The sequence below is a fragment of the Alteromonas sp. KUL42 genome, assembly GCF_006538325.1.
Lineage (GTDB): Bacteria > Pseudomonadota > Gammaproteobacteria > Enterobacterales > Alteromonadaceae > Alteromonas.
The window spans coordinates 185,607-204,548 of the sequence record NZ_BJKK01000008.1 but is presented as its reverse complement, the minus strand read 5'-3'; the positions used below and the strand labels follow the sequence as shown (position 1 = coordinate 204,548).

Below are 18,942 nucleotides of genomic sequence, written 5' to 3'. Positions count from 1 at the left end.
TGATAAATCGAAGAAAGCACTGGTATAGCCGAGTGACCAACTGTTTGCTGCCATCGTTTTTAACACTTCAGCTTTAAATGCTTGAGAATAAGGTTTGTGAACAGACCTGAAGCTTTCAGCGCCATGAATTCGATAAATAGTGGTCCAATATCGGACCTGCCTACTTGTAACATTAAATTTGTTACTTACCGCCGAAGAGCTTTCAGACAAAGCGAGTTCAGCTATTCTGAGCTTAAAAGCTCGATGATGTTTGGACATAAAAAGACCCCCAGTAATTGGAATGTCCAACTATTGGGGGTCACTTCAAACTGCCGGCTTTCTTGTTCTTACATAACGAAGGTTACGGTGTGACTTCTGTACACATATCGGTAACCCCAAATGGGTTAGCTGGCGGTGAAGAGCCTTCATCGGTTACATCACTTGCAGACACACCCAAGGTGTAGCGCATCTTCGCCTGAGCTTCACTGCCCGTCGACTGACCGAACACGGATATTACTGCGTCATACCAAGGTGCAAAGCTACGTGGATAGCGATACTCTAGTTCAGCATAACCGTTCTCGTCGGTTACAGCGCCATTTGCGAACGTCACAGTGCCCACAAAACCAGGGGTTAATTGACCGTCGCCATTGGTATCTTCATGACGGGGCGTGGTATCTAAAATACCGTTGTCGTTTACGTCTTCTGTTTCACAACGTTGATTTACCACCGCTACCCACACAGACTCGTCGTCATTGAATACCCAAAAACCTGTGCGATATTCACCACCGTCAACGTATTTAACAGGTGCTACTGACGCTGTTAAATTCACACCACTCACTGGCTGACCAACAGAGTCAGACACAAACACACCGAAGCGTTTTAAGTATGACGTTGAATTAGGCTCTTCAATTTCATTACCTGTTCCAATTGAAATATCAAACGCACGGGCGCCTACCGTTAGTACCACATCATCTTCAATAGCAGGATCTTCAGCAACAAATGCGGTAATAACCACGGCATCACGTGTTGATACAGAGCCAGAGGTAAATACTGTGGTTGCAATACCTTTGCTGTCAGTGGTTGCCTGAGATGGTGAAACAAAGCCCGTTGAAATATCTGACACGCTGAAATTCACTACACTGTTTTTCACAAGATTACCGTCAACATCACGAACCACGGCGCTGATTGTGCTAGTTTGCCCATCTGGCCCAAGTATATCCGGTGACGCATCAGCGATTATGGTATGCGGTGTTGTTGCGATAAATTCAATTTGTGTCAATGCCGACACGAGAACATCGCCATTACCATCGCTTGCAGTTGCCGTAATCGATGAAATGCCTGCATTGGTAGAGCTTATATTGATAGTGGCTTGGCCGTTGGCATCTGTAACCACCATTGGGCTGCCATCAATTTCACCGCGTGACGCACTAAAGGTAATAGTCTCACCTACAACCGGTGTATTATTTTGTCGCCATTGCACACTGATAGGCTGCATTTGCCCTACTGGCACTTCCTCTTCAGGTAAGTTTACAAAATTAAATTCATCTTGTTGCACTTGAATGTTAAATGACGCCTGGGCATTTAACGCGCTTGCGGTAATGGTATCCAAGCCTGACGTTGAAGCCGTGTAGGTCACAATAGCTTGACCATTTGCTCCTGTATTAACCGTAGTTGCGCTTAATGTGCCATTAGTTGCTACAAGTGCTACGTCTTGGTTCAAAATAGAAGTACCATCTGAGTCTTGAACGCGAATGGTGTATTGCACACTGTCATTTAGAATAACTGAAGACGCACCATTGATGGTCACTTCCGTACCGGCAATAGTTATGTTTACCGTTTGTGTAAGTGCCCCTGCTGCGGCGGTAATTGTTACTGTGCGATTAGACGCGTTGTTTTGCGAAGTGAGAATTGCGCGGGCTGTACCATCTGCAGCAGTTTGAGGCTGTGACAATTGCAACTCAACACCCGATGAAGACGCCGCGGAGAAACTCACATCCACCCCTTCCATCAGCACGCTTTGAGCATTTTTTACCAGTGCAATAAGTTCAACTTCATCGCTTCCGCTCGACGCCAATTGAATACTGTTCGCGTATAACTCTAATGAAGCCGGCTGCACGCCTCCCGATGAATTCCCTTCAGAGCTAAACGTTGTACTATCGCTTTCACCTGTTGCGAGTGATGCTGTTACTTGACCATCACCGGATGCAGTGCCCACGGACATACCTAACATTGCAACACCGTTTTCGTTAGTCAGCGCGGTTGCAGTATCATTGGCAAAGGTTGCCAAATCACTGTTGTCTAGTGAAAACGACAACAACAAGTCTTCTTGCGGCTCACCTTGTGCATTCGTCACAGTAGCAATTGCCACTAATTCGTTGGTAGATGAAAGACGGTTATCTGCTTCTCCTGCCGTATTTTGCAGTACTAAAGATACCGTCAACGTATCCGGCACCACAGTGACGGCGGTTGCGGAGAAAGTGGTAGTACCCGATTCTCCTGAGCTTAACGTGGCCGTTATTTCGCCATCCCCCGATGCAGTGCTCGCATTTAAGCCTAATCGGGCTACACCATTGGCATCTGTGCTCGCTGTGCCCGTATCATTTGCAAATTCCGCTAACGCTGGATTACTTAGCGAAAAAGTCAGTAACGCGTCTGAACGTGGTGTGCCGTTTTGATCGGTTACAGTTGCGACAACAGTGAGACTGTTGTCTTCAGATAAATTCTTGTCACTTGCGCCACTGGCGTTCTCTAGTGACAGTGAAATACTGTAAACTGGCGTAGAACCTCCATCGCCACCACCGTTATTCGTATCATCTCGAGAGACTGACGAACCGCCCCCACCACATGCTGTTAGCATAAATATTGCGCTAAATACACTTAGCGTCTTCGCTAATGTCGACATAATTCGTTCCTGAACCTCTTTAATTGACAATTGCGTCGTTTTTTATGTTTAAAAATCAACTGAATCTGGCACACTACGGGAGATTAAAAATATAAAAATGTACAGGAAACATTCATGTCTTCATCTGCACACAAATACAGCTTAACCGCTCGCATCTTTATCGGCATGGCTGCCGGTATCTTAATTGGTGTATTTCTCCAACTCTTGTTTGATGATAGCGGAGATTTTAGGTTTTCGATATTCGGTTTCGAGCTCTCAACGTATAACATTCTTGTAGAAGGTATATTTTCTACGCTCGGTCAAATATTTATCGCAAGTTTAAAGATGCTTGTGGTGCCCTTGGTGTTCGTTTCGCTTATTTGCGGTACCAGTACTCTTTCAGACCCCAGTAAACTTGGTCGACTGGGAGCTAAGTCTGTTGGGTTATATGTTGTCACAACGGCCATTGCTATAACACTGGCCATGAGTATAGCGCTGGTGGTTTCTCCTGGTGAAGGGCTAAACCTTACAACAAATACTACCTTTGAAGCGAAAGAAGCGCCGAGTTTATCCGACGTTATTGTAAACATGTTCCCCAGCAACCCAATAAATTCAATGGCACAAGGGAACATGCTTCAAATCATTGTTTTTGCGGTACTATTTGGTATTGCAATGGCAATGACCGGTGAAGCAGGTAAGCGCTTAACGGCTATTTTTGAAGACATTAACACCGTCATTATGCGTCTTGTTACTATTATTATGAACCTAGCGCCTTATGGTGTGTTTGTGTTGATGGCTAAGCTTTTCTCTACCATTGGTGGCGATACAATCTTAAGCCTAGCTAAGTATTTCTTCTTAGTTTTTGGCGTATTAATATTGCATGGTTTAGTAACCTATTCCGTGCTGTTGAAGCTACTTTCTGGTTTAAACCCTATCATTTTGATGAAGAAAATGCGCGATGCAGCCCTCTTTGCCTTCAGTACGTCAAGCAGTAGCGCCACGCTGCCAGTCACCATGGAAACGGCGAAAAACAAATTAGGTGTTAGTAACTCAGTTTCATCATTTACCCTTCCTTTAGGTGCCACCATTAATATGGATGGCACGGCTATAATGCAGGGCGTTGCCACAGTCTTTATTGCGCAAGTGTACGCGGTAGACTTGAGTATGAGCGATTATATGATGGTGGTATTAACGGCTACCCTTGCATCAATCGGTACCGCAGGCGTTCCTGGGGTAGGCTTAATTATGCTTGCCATGGTACTGCAGCAAGTTAATCTACCGGTTGAAGGTATTGCCCTGATTATTGGTGTAGACCGTCTGCTTGATATGACCCGCACAGCTGTGAATATTACTGGTGATTGTATGGTTTCTTGTGTAGTTGCGAAAAGTGAAGGTGCGTTAGATGAAAGCATCTACAACGACCCTAAAGCAGGCTTGAAAGAAGAAGACATCGACTTCGAACACTTTGAAAAAAACGCAAACTAAGCACTTTTTAACAGCATTTGTTTGAACGCTGTTTAGAACCAGTAAGAACTAAAAAGGTAGCATTGGCTACCTTTTTTAATTTTAACTTACTCATACTGCTTTGCGATGCGTTTTTGCAGTAAGGCAACACGCGCTAGTGAAGCGCAGATGATGGCGAAACATTTGCCGCTTTACGTGCAGGATACAAGGTTGCCAGTACACTTAATAACATAGCTACAACAACTGTTATTAGCACATCTTGCCAGTGCAGGCTTGACGGCAGAAAGTCGATAAAATAGATATCGCCTGAAAGTACTTCTATACCAAAAACATTCTCAATACCACTCACAATACTTGAAAGGTTTGGAGCAACGATTAACGCAGCACCAACACCAAACACAATCCCTATAAGCCCGTTTATGACACCTTGATAAACAAACGTTTTACGTATCAATGCATCCGTTGCGCCCATCGTTTTTAAAATAGCGATGGCTGATTGTTTTTCTCTCACTGCCATAACAAGTGAAGAGACAATGTTAAAGCACGCCACGGCGATAACTAACACCAACGCGATATATACTACGGCTTTCACCAGTTGAATATCGTTGTACAAATGACCTTGAGTTCGTGTCCAATCAGACATATAGACAGCTTGAGGAAAGCTATAACCAATGTCGCGCATTATTTCATAGGCCGCAAAAGGATTGTGTAATGTAAACTGTATTCCCTGTGCTAACGATTCAATACCGGCTGCATCAGAAGCGGTTTGCAAGTGTACTAAGCCTATTTGGTTATCAAGCTCGCCACCAACACGTAGTACGCCAGATACCACCAAACTGATAGTTTTGGGTGCTTTAAAGGTTAAGTCACTGGTTGTTTGTGGGATCAACGCTTGCAGGCTATCCCCCCGTTTAAGAGCAAGGGACTTTGCAATTCCCTCTCCTATCAAAACACCATTTTTATCAACCGCAAATTGCTGCCAGTCACTATCGGTCACACGACCTTGATATTTACTATCATCGGCTTTTACAGGAATACCCGTTAGCGCCACTGCCTTTAAGTCACCTTTGAATTGCAACATGCCTGTTAGCTGTGTGTATGGTGTTACATCTGAAATACGCGCATCTTGCTTGAACCGATAAAGCTGGGCATCAAGGTTTTCAATGCCTCGGTTATCAACACCGTATAACTCACCGTGGGGTACAACGTGCAAAATTCGATTAACGAGTTCTCTCTCGAAGCCATTCATTACGCTCAGTAACACAATAAGTACAAAGCAACCCAGTGCAATGCCCACTGTCGACGACATTGAGATAAAAGAAATGAAACGTTGCTGCGAACGCGTTTTACGAAAGCGTTTGGCCAATTCAAACGCTAACATTTCGCTGACTCCTGGCTCGATTCGGTATCAACTAGATTACCGTCTTTAATGCGCAAAACACGATCCATTTTATTTGCTAACGCAATATCATGCGTTACCACCACAAACGCCGTTTTCTTCTTTACGCTTAGGGTTGTAAGTAATTGATAGATTTGCTCACCGGTAGAATCATCTAAATTACCTGTGGGTTCATCAGCTAGTACCACTGATGGCTCTGTCACCAATGCCCTTGCTATTGCAACGCGCTGGCGTTCACCACCTGACATGGCTGATGGTAAATGATCTTGCCTGTGAGATAGCCCGACTTCGTTTAATATGGCAACGGCTTTTCGCTGGGCTTCTTTTACTGATAAACCGCGAATTCTCAGTGGCATTGCCACATTTTCAAGCGCAGTAAACTCACCGAGCAAATGATGAAATTGGTATATAAAACCCATTTCTTCATTGCGCAATTTGGCCAATGCATTGGAGTTTAGTTTACTCAAAGGTTTACCGTTAAACTCAACGTCACCTTTGGTGGGTGTATCTAGGCCACCTAAAATATGTAATAACGTGCTTTTTCCAGAGCCAGAGCTACCTAGGATGGCAACTTGTTCACCGACTTTGATAGACAGTGAAACGTCGTGAAGTACAGGTGTAGCATTACTGCCTTCATTGTAAGTTTTATGAATATTTCGACATAGTAGCACGTCTTGCATGCGCAGTTTCTTCTATTGTTTTTGAGGTACTAAATTACGGTACTAGAATTGAGACAATGATAGTAAACCGAAACACTAACAATACCAGTGTAAAAAGAACAGTAATAACCCTGTTAGTATGCGGATTTCTTGTAAAATTTTATGATCACGAAACGTGATTGTTAAGGCAGTACAGAAATAAGATAGCGGTAATACGCCATAACTACAAAACACTAAAATAGGGTACTTATGACCGCATTTCGTCTGATCTTTATTTGAAACCTGAGACTGGGTTTGATATCCAAAAAAGGCTATTTGAATTATTAGAAAAGATTAGGCGACTGCCTAGAACCATATTACGCTTGATGCTATTTCATGAAGTGATGAAATGGCGGAGCGGACGGGACTCGAACCCGCGACCCCCGGCGTGACAGGCCGGTATTCTAACCAACTGAACTACCGCTCCACATCATTTTCAATGTTATCAGACAGTTGACTTGACTGTTGTTGCCCTGTCCCCTGACTGCGGCGCAGATAATACGTATTCCCCTATGTGGAGTCAACGCTTTTTATTAATAAAATTGTCATCTGCGGTTTGTTTGCCTGTAATTTAGACACAATGTTGAAATAAAATCCAAGATGGGCAAATTAACATCACCCTTATTGTCTATTAATTGCAATGTTTACAGCGAAGGACTATTTACTCATCCTTTTTCTTTCTTTTAAAAGACGCGAATAGCTTTTTCAACCCCTTTGGCTGCGCTTCCATCGTTAAGTTGGCATCTGTGGTTACCGGTTTAGCTTTTTGACTTGCGGTGTTATTTGACGGCTTTGGCTTATTTTTACGCTTGCGTACAATCACAATTGTTACCGCAACAATAACGCCCAGTAAAACAATAGAGCCATTAACTACCAATATAATGAACATGAGTTGACTGTCATCCATTGTCTCTTCGAGATCTGCCATGTCATTCTTTTCAGTGGCGTCTTCACCGAGCATCGTCATGGGTGAACTACCATCCACGATAGGATCTTTACCATCAATTAACGGATCTTCAACGATGGGTTCTTCAGGCCCTTCAGCTAAAAAACTGTACTCAGGAACATCAAGAATAAAATCGCGCCCATCCACAGTTGTGCCATAAGCAGTGAGTTTAACCCTGAATACACCGGGTTCGTATGCAGCAATAAGATGCTCTCTCGCCTCACTTCCGCCTTCGGTTAATGAGAAGTTTTGCATGTCCGAATTGGGGTAACGCACTTTGCCATCAACAAGTAACGATTCTATATCAACCAAATCTCTGTCAACATCAATGAAAATTTTGTGATATCCCTCTCCCCCGCCATTTTGCTCTACATCTATTTTTATCGGATTTTCATGCAGAATTATCAAACCACCTTCTTGAACCCGAGTGTACATAGGGGTTTTAACAGTAAATACTGGTTTCCACTCGCCAGGCGCAATTTTTAAATTAAACTGCCCTGTAAAAACACCGTCACCAGGGCGTTCATCCATGCCTCTTCCATTGTCTTGAAACGTGGCAATATCTTGATCACTTGCGCCAAAATTAGAGTAATTGGGGTTGTTAGAACTGATAAACTCAATATCTAAGTCCACTACGTCTCTAAACTGCTTATTCTGAATGAGCTCACCGGCATTGGTTAGATAGGCTGTTGATTTTAAGATTTCACCGGCAAACAACAGTGAAGGTAACGGCTCAGCGTGAAGCTCTACATCTGATAACACCATCACTCGACTATCTTTTAATATTTGACCTACGGCCTGCCATGGCCCAGGTACCGGATTTTTAATTTTGATCATGTCGAAGGTATCGTCGTCATACCATTCAACTTTTTCTTCATCGACTCGCCCTTGAAACAACTTCGAGCCATCGGGACGTACTAACACAACTGGCGCTGAACCGTACTCCCTGAAGAAGATCATGGTGACCTCTTCCACATTAAAGTCGACTCTAAAGCGATTTCTAAGCAGTTCAATTGAATTGGTGTATTCGTCACCAAGGTCGGTAAGGGGCGACGAACTACTTGATTGATTTTGTACTTGTTCTTGCTTTACTGCACCATCAGCAACTTGAAAAGCAACGTCTTGTTGTTCAGCTTGAGACTGCGCAATTGCGCTTGTGTGAATAAAGGCATAAAGAATTAGTCCACAATAAAACCACACTTTCACGCTGCGCTGCTCCTGCATTTTTAGTTATTAAGGGCTAATGTTGTTTTTTGATAATTTTTTAGACCAAAACAATGACTAGCTGGCCTTTTAATCTTGCGACGCGTCTTCTTGCGGTCGCCATAAACACTTGCCACCCGCATTTTGAACAATATCAAGGCGTGCTTCGTGCTGTACTAATTCATCGGCGCTTGCTTGAATAACCTTTAATTTATTTGCAGAACGCTGAATACGACGAATGGCTGTTGAGTCTGCATCACCGCCACCACTTGATGCCAATTTCAATTTGGTCTGCCCGCCAGTCATTAGCAAGTAGACATCAGCAAGAATTTCCGCATCCAGCAACGCGCCGTGTAACGTACGGTGGCTGTTATCTATGCCATAGCGTTTACATAAGGCATCAAGGTTATTCTTCTGACCTGGGTGCATTTGCCTAGCAAGCGTGAGGGTATCAAGTACATCACACATTTCACTAGTCACTACCCCTTTGGTTGATGACTCCATTGCAAATTCGTGGTCCATAAAACCTACGTCAAAGGGCGCGTTGTGAATGACAAGCTGTGCACCTTTGATAAAACTTACAAACTCTTGGGCGACCTGTGAAAAAGTCGGTTTATCGGCAAGAAACTCATTAGTAATACCGTGAACTTCAATGGCCTCTTGTTCAATTTGACGCCCTGGGTTGATGTAGACGTGGAAGTGATTCCCGGTTAATCGGCGATTAACAACTTCTACGCACCCAATTTCGATGATGCGGTGACCTTCTTTGGGTTCAATACCTGTGGTTTCGGTATCGAGAACTATTTGGCGCATGGAACCTCTACTATTATTACTCACTTGTTTTTTGATAGTATATCAACCCCTTTGCATCACGCTAAGGGAAAAGAAAAGATAATTAAAGCGCGCTCACCTTTGCAGTACTCTTTTCGTTCACTCTAAGTGAGTTTATTGCAAAGAACGAGGCGCGCGATTTGGTTATTTCTTAGTCAAGCGATTGAGCCAAACAATTGCAGATGTGCAAGGTTTAGCGACCCTGAACAAGTACATTTATGGGTAGTATGACTAAAAAATAACAATGTTAATGTAGTGAAAAGGACCAACTGTGGCGCAAAAAACCATACATATATATACCGATGGCTCTTGTTTAGGTAACCCGGGGCCTGGGGGCTATGGTGCTATTTTAATCTATAAACAACATCGAAAAGAACTGAGCGATGGTTTTGCTCACACCACCAATAACCGCATGGAATTACTCGCGCCCATTGAAGCACTCAACAGTTTAACTGAGCCCTGCCAAGTGGAGTTAACCACCGACAGTCAATATGTGAAAAATGGCATTAACCAATGGATCCACAACTGGCGCAGAAATGGCTGGCGTACCTCAGACAAAAAACCGGTAAAAAATGCAGACCTTTGGCAGCGCTTAGACGAAGCCGTTAAAAAGCACAGTATTAACTGGCATTGGGTGAAAGGCCATTCAGGTCATCCAGAAAATGAGCGCTGTGACGAATTGGCCCGCGGCGCAGCCGAAGCAAAGCCCACCCAAATTGACGCGGGCTTTGTGAGTTAGTATTACCAACTCACCACTAATTTGCCTTGCGTATCGTTGCGCTCTAACCGTGCGTGAGGCTTGTCGATGTCATCAATACGGTAATGGGTATCAATGTTGACGTGTAACTCGTCAGTCTCAAAGGCGGGTAAACAAACCTTTGCAAAATCACTAATTAAATCAGCTTTATACTCATCACTTCTATTGCGAAGCGTAGTACCGACAATTGAAGCGCGCTTGCCCAGCAGCATTGCCATATCAAGATTATCAGCATAGCGCCCAGCGAGCATGGCCAGATAGACCACTCGACCATCTTGCTCAAGCACTTTTAAGTTTCGGTTGAGGTAATCACCACCAACCATATCGAGTACCATGCTAACCCCTTCGGGCCATACCCTTTTCAGTACATCGTCAAACGATTGTAATTTGTAATTAATAAGGTGCTCTGCACCATTAGCACTGCACAACTCAAGTTTCTCTGGGGTTGAGGCTGTCACTGCACTGTCCACGCCCCAATAACGACACAATTGTGCAGCTGCCAAACCAACGCCACTGGCGCCACCATGGATCAGTACCCGTTGTGCGGGTTTAACATGAGCAATGGTACGCAAACATTGAAATGCGGTTAGGAATACCTCAGCAAGCCCAGCAGCCTCATGAAAAGGCATATCTTTGGGAATGGGCATAAGATGAGCAGGATTTACCACTACCTCAGTAGCATAGCCACCACCGGCAACTAGGCCAAAAACCCTGTCGCCTTCTTTGAAGGTAGACACCCCTTTGCCCACTTCACAAACGACACCTGCAACTTCTAACCCTAAAATAGGACTTTCTCCTGGAGGAGGTGGATAATGACCTTGACGCTGCAGTGTATCAGCACGGTTAATACCAAACGAATTCACCTTCACTTTCACTTTGCCTTGTGGCGTTGAAAGCGATTCCTGCGTTTTTACAACCAATGCCGTTGGTTCGCATCCCTTTTCAAAGTCAACAAATTGCATGTATACCCTCCAGTAGCCTTAACTTTTATTACGCCTTGTTACGCTTTTCACCTTATGTCAGTTCAAAAGGTTATCTGTGTTTACAACTCTATTTTCAGTTTTGTATCCCATACAGTGAATTGCTGCGTGCCAAATTGCAATGAATAGCGCCTGATAACCGTAAATCTTCACATTCAGATTTAAGTCTTTGAGGAAACCAGTATAATCCCCTACTCTTCAATTAGCCCCTTTAGAAACACGAGATCCTACATGTCAGCACAAGTCATTTTGCAGCCTTCAAGAGATAAGTCACTTCGTCGAAAGCACCCTTGGGTGTTTGAAAGTGCAGTGGCCGAACTTAAAGGGCGCGCTCGAATTGGCGATACTGTTGATGTATATGATGCAGAGGGTGATTGGCTTGGACGCGGCGCCTACTCTCCGCAATCTAAAATACGCGTTCGTATGTGGACGTTTAAAAAAGAAGAAAGTATCGATAACGGCTTCTTTCTTCGCAAACTGGAAAGTGCTTTACAATTGCGTAAGCGTTTATTCGATGAGACCAAAACCAATGCATTTCGTTGGATTGCGTCAGAAAGTGATGGCTTACCCGGCGTAACCATTGATGTTTATGACAATGTTGCTGTGGTTCAGTTGTTGAGTGCTGGCGCAGACAAGCACCGAGACAAACTGGTTTGGGCAATCACTAAATTAATGCCTGATGTTCACGTTTATGAAAGAAGTGACGTAGATGTACGCAAAAAAGAAGGATTAGAGCCCGTCGTTGGTATTCTTCACGGTGAGCCACCTATGCAGGTTACGGTGAAAGAAAACGGCATCAATATTGTGATCGATATTGAAAATGGCCACAAAACAGGGTTTTACCTTGACCAACGAGACAGCCGAGCGGCAGCCGCACACTACGCCAAAGATGCCGATGTGTTGAACTGCTTTAGTTATACCGGCACATTTTCATGTTACGCCCTTTCGGGTGGTGCGAAATCAGTAACTAATGTTGACGTTTCACAACCCGCACTAGATTTAGCTAAACATCACGTTGATATAAACGGCCTTGATCAAAGTAAAGCCCATTATATAAATAAAGACGTTTTCAAAGCGTTACGGGAATATCACGAGCAACAACAACAGTTTGATATGGTCATTCTTGACCCACCTAAATTTGTAGACAGTAAAGCTTCACTAAACCGTGCCGCGCGTGGTTATAAAGACATTAACATGTATGGGATCCACGCTGTAAAGTCGGGCGGTTTACTGCTTACTTTCAGTTGCTCTGGGCTAATGCCCGCCGATTTATTTCAAAAAATTGTTGCAGACGCCGCCCTTGATGCAGGGCGCACCATAAAGATTATCGCGCGACTAAATCAAGCATCAGACCACCCAATCATAGGAAGCTATCCAGAAGGCTACTATCTAAAAGGGCTGGTTTGCGAAGTGACTGACGATTAATCTGATCTCGCTTCTCCCATACTTTTTCGTGAAAATAAAAAGCAATAGTGTTAATGGCAGGCTCTATTAGCGCTACGGCGCCGCCGACAGCTATGCTTCCTGTAAGAAGGTACGTCACACTGAAAGCGACGAAGAAGTGCATAATGGCGAATGTCATTGTTTTTTGCATAAGAATAATCCTCTAACCCTAAGGGTTGCTCATAAGCCCAAAGGCATAGGTGAACGTAATAATTGAGGATTATTGTTTAGTAAGAATAGATAAGACAACGCATTTGCTCGAACAGGTTGTTCAAGTTTTACGATTAGGAACAAGGATGAACCTTTTGTAGTTCACCCTTTACAAATAGCTCAAGCCCAAACGACTATTTCATTTGTGAAATTTCAACACCAATGATGCAGCTCGATTCTGACTCTGGCTCACAGCGAACAACCGTTGCAATAGCTGCTAAAGACGGTATTTGAGAGCTTGAAGACTCTATGGCAACGCTTACCTGCGTACCCACTTCAATAGAAGGCTCATCGACCTCCAGTGACATCCCAGTAGCGCTGATATCTTTACATAAAGCCTGCATGGTGCGGCTCGACTCATCGTCAGTAATTTGCAACTGACACGGCGAATTTACCATCATCCTGAAAAAATTTCGCTTATCGTCGTACCCTAGCATGTCTACTTCTCCTTATTATTAGCGTATCGCTGACAATTTATCCTATTGTTATAAGGTGATGAGGATCAGTTGTCAATCAGGTGACGTAATTTGTCATTGGCGTTACACACTTAACCCATGACAATAAACAGATTATTTTTCTAAATCAGTCTTTCGAGTATGTGAACTCACTAGAACTCGTTCAGGTGTAATGTTATGCGTTTGGCCGAAATGGGATAGGCAGTCCCTAATTGTTGTGCAAAAAGAGATACCCTGAGTTCTTCTATCATCCAGCGCACGTCTTTAAGCGCTTCTGGTACTTTACCTTTAGGGTACTTACTACAGGCTTTTTCCCATTCGCTAACGGCTTTTTCCACGGTAACTTGGTGCATTCTATCTTTGTTAGGATCAATAGGCAGCTTTTCCAAACGTCTTGCCAACCCTTTAATGTAGCGGTTCCAATCATCAAGTTTAGACGCGCCAATGTCTGACACAAAGCCAGGGAATACCAATGACGTCAAATGCGCCTTGCAGTCCCCTAGCGCATTAATCATATTAAGCGGTACGTTTCCTTTCATTTGCTTTTGACACTGGTGAGCCAAAGTCAGCCCTTGCTCAACATGTTGCGCTATTTCAAGTACCTTGTCATTGATATTGGCGCGCACCACATCTAAACATGCATTAAATTCTTCTTTAGTGCGAATATCGGTTTGCTTGTCACGGCAATAGTCGTTTACTAACGTATCGATACCGGCAAAAATACAGTCATCAATAAGCGCCTTTACTTGCCCGAAAGGGTTAAAATATAAGCCTAGCTTTGCTTTGTTGGGCAGCTTAGTTTGTAAATAATTTAACGGCGATGGCATGGCGTTTTTAATTAGTACGTTAACCCCTTGCTTGTGCAATCGCTGAGCTTTGTCTTTTTCCTCAATAAGGGCAATATCCACTTTGTCGCCCTTTTGCACCAAGGCTGGAAATGCTTGTACTTGAAATCCACCTACTTTTTGCACAAAGGTTTCGGGCAAGCTATCGAAATCCCACGCTTCGATATTGCTGCGCTCTAACTCTGGTGTTGCGGCTTTTTCAAAAGTTTGTTTTACCTGCCCTGCACATTTCTGCTTAAGAGCATGAAGATCATCACCTTTAGCAATATCATCACCATTGTCATTCACCACCGCAAAATGCATTTTCAAATGCTTATCAAGTAACGCAAGGTTCCATTCTTCGCTATCGACGATAACACCGGTCATTTTTCTCAGCTTGTCACTTACTGCATCGACAATCGAAACAGGACGGTTGTGTTTATCGGTTTCGCTGATGTCAGCCAAACAGGCTTGTGCGAAATTGGGCGCTGGCACAAAATTGCGACGCAATCGCTTTGGTAGGGTTTTGATCATACCTACGACTAACTCGTGCCTTAACCCAGGCACTAACCAATCAAAGCCCACATCTTCAACCTGATTCAATACCGGTAGCGGAATAACAACGGTCACGCCATCGTCTTCGGCATTTGGCTCAAAGTTGTACCTAAGAGGCAAAGTGATATTTCCTTGTCGCCATACATCAGGAAACGCATTAGCAACCGATTGTTCAGGCAGCTGGCGATAAACGTCTTCTTCGGTAAACGTTAATGATTGATTGCTACCGTGCTGTTTAAACCACTTTTTAAACGCAGCATCGTTATTAACGTCCACCGGTATGCGTTTAGCGTAAAAACTGACAAGGGCTTCGTCATCGACAATAAGGTCACGACGTCGTGTCTTTTGCTCAAACTCATCGGCTTGCTCAAGCAAGGCCTGATTGTCTTGTAAAAAGCCGTAATTAAGCTTTGTGTTTCCATCAACAAGTGCTTCACGAATAAAGAGTTCATGACACACTGGAGGGTCAATAAGGCTGTACACCTTGGCCCGCTTCAAAACAATGGGCAAACCAAACAAGGTCACTTTCTCAAACGCAATAACAGCACCGCGCTTCTTTGACCAGTGAGGTTCTGAATAGCTGCGCTGTACCACATGTTCAGCAAGGGGCTCTATCCACGCTGGGTCTATTTTGGCAACCATTCTGGCAAATAATTTCGAGGTTTCTACAAGCTCAGCTGCCATTACCCATTTAGGTTGTGATTTGGCAAGTCCCGAGCCGGGGAAAACCAAAAATCGCGTATTACGCGACCCCAAATACTCCCGTTCTTTGTCTTTAAAGCCCAAGTGAGACAAGAGCCCGCTGGCAATGGCCTCGTGGATAGCCTGGTAGTCAGCTTCTTGTTTAGTAATACCAAACCCCAGTTCAGCAATGGACTTTTTCAGCTGACTAACAATGTCTTGCCACTCACGCATTCTTAAATAATTGATGAATTGCTGCTTACACCACTTGCGCAATTGATTATGGCTTAAGGTATTTTGCTGTTCTCTGAACGCCACCCATAAATTGTACAAACTGATAAAATCTGAATCTTTATCGTGGTATTCGCTGTGTTTCTCGTCGGCTTGCTGACGCTTTTCTTGAGGACGTTCACGGGGGTCCTGTATAGAAAGTCCAGCCGCGATAACCATAACTTCACTTAATGCATTGGTGCGCTGGGCTTCTATCACCATGCGGGCATAACGGGGGTCAATTGGCAAACGAGCCACTTGTCGTCCAAGGGGCGTTAATTGCATTTTCCCTTTGCGTTTTGCAATGGCCTGAATTTCTTCAAGCAAACGAAAACCGTCGTTAATATTGCGATTATCAGGGGGCTGTACAAAGGGGAATGCCGCTATATCACCAAGCCCTAGCGCCAGCATTTGCAAAATAACCGACGCTAAATTGGTGCGCAAAATCTCTGGGTCTGTAAACGCAGGCCGCCCTAAATAGTCATCTTCGCTATAAAGACGAATACAGATACCGTCAGATACACGACCACATCGCCCTGCACGCTGATTAGCTGAAGCCTGTGAAATGGGCTCAATGGGCAGTCGCTGCACTTTGCTGCGGGCACTGTATCGAGATATTCGAGCAAAACCGGGGTCTATGACATACTTAATGCCAGGCACGGTTAAAGAGGTTTCAGCCACGTTAGTCGCCAGTACAATTCGACGCCCGCTGTGCGATTGGAAAATGCGGTTTTGCTCGGCAGCGGTCAGCCTTGCGTATAAAGGCACCACTTCGGTATTGCGATAGTGCTGTTTACTCAAAGCATCTTGGGTATCTCGAATTTCTCGCTCGCCACTTAAGAAAACCAAAATATCGCCCGGCGCTTCGCGCATCAGTTCATCAACTGCGTTCACAATGGCATCGGTTTGATCGATGTCATCGTCATTGTCTTCTGGGGCGTGATAACGAATTTCAACAGGATATGTGCGTCCACTGACTTCAATGATGGGTGCATTATTAAAGTGCTTCGAGAAGCGTTCTGGGTCGATCGTCGCCGAGGTAATAATAAGTTTTAAGTCTGGACGTTTACTCAACAACTGGCTTAGATAACCCAATAAGAAGTCGATATTTAAGCTTCGTTCATGGGCTTCATCAATAATAATGGTGTCGTATTGATTTAAAAAGCGATCTTGTTGCATTTCAGCCAGTAGCATACCGTCCGTCATTAATTTAACGTAGCTGCGTTCACTGACTTGATCGCTAAAACGGATCTTAAAGCCTACTTTTTCGCCCAGTGGCGTGTTTAGCTCTTCGGCAATACGGGTTGCAACACTTCGCGCGGCCAAACGGCGGGGTTGGGTATGTGCAATCATGCCGTTTACACCACGGCCTAACTCCAAACATATTTTAGGCAACTGTGTTGTCTTACCCGACCCTGTTTCACCTGCCACTATAACCACTTGGTTATTGGCAATGGCTTCTTTAATGTCGTCTTTTTTGTCACTTACTGGTAACGGTGGGTATTCTACCTGTGGCAAATTCTCCTGACGCCAAGCCCGCTTCTGGATTGAGGCTTCAATATCTTGTTCAAGCTGCTCAAAATGCTGCTGTAGAGATTGATGTTGCTTAAGTTTCGAATGTGACGCGTCAGATGAACTTTGATTTTGCTGCTTTTGTGATTGCTTTTGTGAATGTTTAGTCTTGCCCGATCGCTGTAGCTCGCTCGAATTTGTTACATCACCATTCAGTTTCTGGGCAAGTTGCGTGATCCGTCGCTTCAAACGAAATCTGTCTGCGTTTAAGCATTCATCAAGTTTGGTATAAAGGGGTTTAATCGCAATGGGTGAAGACAAAGTCGCATCCTACAAAATTCAAAACAACAATAAGATTCGGGCGGTGATCCTAGAAGATACCGCCTAAAAAAGCTAGTCCAGAACAACTAGAGCCTGTTAAGACGCTGTGCTTAGCTCGTCGTCTTGAGGGTCATTAAATCGAGGGAAACCGAAAAATATGGCGGCAATACCAAATACAAAAATTAACATGGGGTACCAGCAATACGGCGTAATCGCCAATGGTGATATACCCACCACGGCCGCAGCGCTTAGTAACTGTGCACCATAGGGCACTAAGCCTTGAAAACTGCACGAAAAGATATCAAGCAGCGATGCTGTGCGACGAGGATCTACTCCGTATTTGTCATTCAAATCTTTCGCAATTGGACCCGCTGTAACAATAGCAATTGTATTATTAGCAGTGGTGATATCAAGAAAGCTCACTAGCCCAGCAATACTGAACTCAGCGCCTTTTTTGGTTGTGACTTTACGAGTTAAACGCTGAATTAGCCAGGTGATGCCGCCATTGGCATGCATCAGTGCCACAATACCACCAATGGTAATAGCTATCATCGCAAGGTCTTGCATCCATCCCATGCCTTTTTGAATACTTTGCATCATAGATAAGGGCGTGAAGCTACCTTGTAGCAAACCTACCAAACATGCACTTGCAATACCGACAGCCAGTACACTAATGACATTAAACCCAGTAAGTGCAAACCCAATGATGCACAGATAGGGCAAAATGCGCCAAAAATCGTAATCACTGCCTTCAATAATGCCCGAGGTATCTACATCAATTAAAAGTAGCAGCCCCATGGTGACAATACATGCGGGTAGAGCAACCATAAGGTTTGCGCGAAACTTATCTTTAAGTTGAACACCTTGTGTGCGCGTTGCAGCAATGGTGGTGTCAGACACAAATGACAAGTTATCACCGAACATAGCACCACCCACTACAATGCCCAGCGCCATTTCAACGGGTAACCCTAAACTGGTAGCAAGCCCCGCACCAATAGGCGAAAGTGCGGTAATGGTTCCCATTGAGGTTCCCATTGAAAATGAAATGAAACAGCAAATAAGAAATAGGCCGGGTAAAATCAGTGATGAAGGAACAAACTGTAAGGCCATATTGACCGTGGCATCGCGCGCACCAATATCAATGGTCACGGCATAAAACGCTCCCGCTAAAAGGAAAATAAGCACCAGTAATATAATGTTCTTGTCACCTCCCCCTTTGCAAAAAGTTTGTACTTTTTCAGAAAAGCTCACTTTTTTGCCTTTGGGGTTTAAACACAACCCATACCCCGCACTGATGAAAAAAGCCACAAGAATAGGCATTGCCGTAATGTCATTAGTGGTAATACCGGTTACCACAACAAGTACAACAAACAGTAAAATAGGCGTAAGCCCAATGGGGTTAGGTGCAATAGGATTGTTTTGGTGCACTGAATACTCTCTTTTCGACGGCCGCTCAAATGATTTCATGGCGACAATAAAAACAACGACGCCAAAGATAAAGCTGGAAAGGATAAAAGGTTTTACAGGTAATGC

14 protein-coding genes and 1 tRNA gene are annotated in these 18,942 nt (G+C 44.2%); 3 read left to right on the top strand and 12 right to left on the bottom strand.

Annotated features, from left to right (window positions below; all coding sequences use genetic code 11):
* Together EYR97_RS13000 and EYR97_RS12995 are read right to left on the bottom strand one after the other, a co-directional pair.
* A partial coding sequence (locus EYR97_RS13000; protein ID WP_131094221.1) for a helix-turn-helix domain-containing protein occupies positions 1-258 on the bottom strand: 258 nt, incomplete at its 3' end.
* An 82-nt stretch (positions 259-340) separates the two neighbouring features.
* A complete protein-coding gene (locus EYR97_RS12995) occupies positions 341-2,881 on the bottom strand; it encodes an Ig-like domain-containing protein (RefSeq protein WP_131094220.1) in 2,541 nt (846 codons plus the stop codon).
* Between the two features lie 114 nt (positions 2,882-2,995).
* Between EYR97_RS12995 and EYR97_RS12990 the strand changes: the two genes are divergently transcribed.
* The gene (locus tag EYR97_RS12990) at positions 2,996-4,345 is read left to right on the top strand and encodes a dicarboxylate/amino acid:cation symporter (protein WP_131094219.1); all 1,350 of its coding nucleotides are present in this window, start codon (positions 2,996-2,998) and stop codon (positions 4,343-4,345) included.
* A gap of 133 nt (positions 4,346-4,478) precedes the next feature.
* On the opposite strand, the gene lolE is transcribed toward EYR97_RS12990, so the two are convergent.
* The 5 genes from lolE to dnaQ all read right to left on the bottom strand — a co-directional run bounded on the left by lolE (position 4,479) and on the right by dnaQ (position 9,383).
* Positions 4,479-5,705 carry a lipoprotein-releasing ABC transporter permease subunit LolE gene (gene lolE / locus EYR97_RS12985; protein ID WP_131094218.1) on the bottom strand — a complete coding sequence of 409 codons (1,227 nt, stop codon included), beginning with the start codon at positions 5,703-5,705 and terminating at the stop codon, positions 4,479-4,481.
* Positions 5,699-6,403: a lipoprotein-releasing ABC transporter ATP-binding protein LolD gene (gene lolD / locus EYR97_RS12980; protein WP_131094217.1), complete on the bottom strand. Its 705-nt coding sequence runs from the start codon at positions 6,401-6,403 to the stop codon at positions 5,699-5,701. Before lolD ends, lolE begins: the two co-directional genes overlap by 7 nt.
* 368 nt (positions 6,404-6,771) lie before the next feature.
* Positions 6,772-6,848, bottom strand: a tRNA-Asp gene (locus EYR97_RS12975).
* A 234-nt stretch (positions 6,849-7,082) separates the two neighbouring features.
* The gene (locus tag EYR97_RS12970) at positions 7,083-8,573 is read right to left on the bottom strand and encodes a TIGR03503 family protein (RefSeq protein ID WP_242635016.1); all 1,491 of its coding nucleotides are present in this window, start codon (positions 8,571-8,573) and stop codon (positions 7,083-7,085) included.
* Between the two features lie 87 nt (positions 8,574-8,660).
* Positions 8,661-9,383, bottom strand: coding sequence for a DNA polymerase III subunit epsilon (gene dnaQ / locus EYR97_RS12965; RefSeq protein WP_131094215.1), 723 nt, complete (start codon positions 9,381-9,383; stop codon positions 8,661-8,663).
* A gap of 289 nt (positions 9,384-9,672) precedes the next feature.
* On the opposite strand from dnaQ, the gene rnhA reads away from it, so the two are divergent.
* On the top strand, positions 9,673-10,140 hold the full coding sequence (gene rnhA / locus EYR97_RS12960; RefSeq protein WP_131094214.1) for a ribonuclease HI: 468 nt from the start codon (positions 9,673-9,675) through the stop codon (positions 10,138-10,140).
* 2 nt (positions 10,141-10,142) lie between these two features.
* Here the strand turns inward: rnhA and EYR97_RS12955 are convergent, their stop codons facing one another.
* The gene (locus EYR97_RS12955; RefSeq protein ID WP_131094213.1) at positions 10,143-11,120 is read right to left on the bottom strand and encodes an NAD(P)H-quinone oxidoreductase; all 978 of its coding nucleotides are present in this window, start codon (positions 11,118-11,120) and stop codon (positions 10,143-10,145) included.
* A 249-nt stretch (positions 11,121-11,369) separates the two neighbouring features.
* On the opposite strand from EYR97_RS12955, the gene EYR97_RS12950 reads away from it, so the two are divergent.
* A complete protein-coding gene (locus EYR97_RS12950; protein WP_131094212.1) occupies positions 11,370-12,563 on the top strand; it encodes a class I SAM-dependent rRNA methyltransferase in 1,194 nt (397 codons plus the stop codon).
* Here the strand turns inward: EYR97_RS12950 and EYR97_RS12945 are convergent.
* The 4 genes from EYR97_RS12945 to EYR97_RS12930 all read right to left on the bottom strand — a co-directional run bounded on the left by EYR97_RS12945 (position 12,499) and on the right by EYR97_RS12930 (position 18,906).
* Positions 12,499-12,720, bottom strand: coding sequence for a DUF2061 domain-containing protein (locus EYR97_RS12945; RefSeq protein WP_307722615.1), 222 nt, complete (start codon positions 12,718-12,720; stop codon positions 12,499-12,501). The two genes, EYR97_RS12950 and EYR97_RS12945, sit on opposite strands and share 65 nt — an antisense overlap.
* A gap of 205 nt (positions 12,721-12,925) precedes the next feature.
* Positions 12,926-13,228, bottom strand: a complete 303-nt coding sequence (locus tag EYR97_RS12940; RefSeq protein WP_131094210.1) for a PilZ domain-containing protein — start codon at positions 13,226-13,228, stop codon at positions 12,926-12,928.
* 170 nt (positions 13,229-13,398) lie between these two features.
* Positions 13,399-17,409, bottom strand: coding sequence for an ATP-dependent RNA helicase HrpA (gene hrpA / locus EYR97_RS12935; protein ID WP_131094209.1), 4,011 nt, complete (start codon positions 17,407-17,409; stop codon positions 13,399-13,401).
* A 96-nt stretch (positions 17,410-17,505) separates the two neighbouring features.
* Entirely contained in the window at positions 17,506-18,906 is a 1,401-nt protein-coding gene (locus tag EYR97_RS12930) for a Na+/H+ antiporter NhaC family protein (RefSeq protein ID WP_258313225.1), read from the bottom strand.
* Positions 18,907-18,942: the final 36 nt, after the last annotated feature.

What these genes read in the sequence shown, in the direction of transcription:
- EYR97_RS12940 (WP_131094210.1), bottom strand. Translation starts at nt 13,228, where the DNA reads ATGCTAGGGTACGACGATAAGCGAAATTTTTTCAGGATGATGGTAAAT.
- dnaQ (WP_131094215.1), bottom strand. Translation starts at nt 9,383, where the DNA reads ATGCGCCAAATAGTTCTCGATACCGAAACCACAGGTATTGAACCCAAA.
- EYR97_RS12945 (WP_307722615.1), bottom strand. Translation starts at nt 12,720, where the DNA reads ATGACATTCGCCATTATGCACTTCTTCGTCGCTTTCAGTGTGACGTAC.
- lolE (WP_131094218.1), bottom strand. Translation starts at nt 5,705, where the DNA reads ATGTTAGCGTTTGAATTGGCCAAACGCTTTCGTAAAACGCGTTCGCAG.
- EYR97_RS12955 (WP_131094213.1), bottom strand. Translation starts at nt 11,120, where the DNA reads ATGCAATTTGTTGACTTTGAAAAGGGATGCGAACCAACGGCATTGGTT.
- lolD (WP_131094217.1), bottom strand. Translation starts at nt 6,403, where the DNA reads ATGCAAGACGTGCTACTATGTCGAAATATTCATAAAACTTACAATGAA.
- EYR97_RS12995 (WP_131094220.1), bottom strand. Translation starts at nt 2,881, where the DNA reads ATGTCGACATTAGCGAAGACGCTAAGTGTATTTAGCGCAATATTTATG.
- EYR97_RS12950 (WP_131094212.1), top strand. Translation starts at nt 11,370, where the DNA reads ATGTCAGCACAAGTCATTTTGCAGCCTTCAAGAGATAAGTCACTTCGT.
- EYR97_RS12990 (WP_131094219.1), top strand. Translation starts at nt 2,996, where the DNA reads ATGTCTTCATCTGCACACAAATACAGCTTAACCGCTCGCATCTTTATC.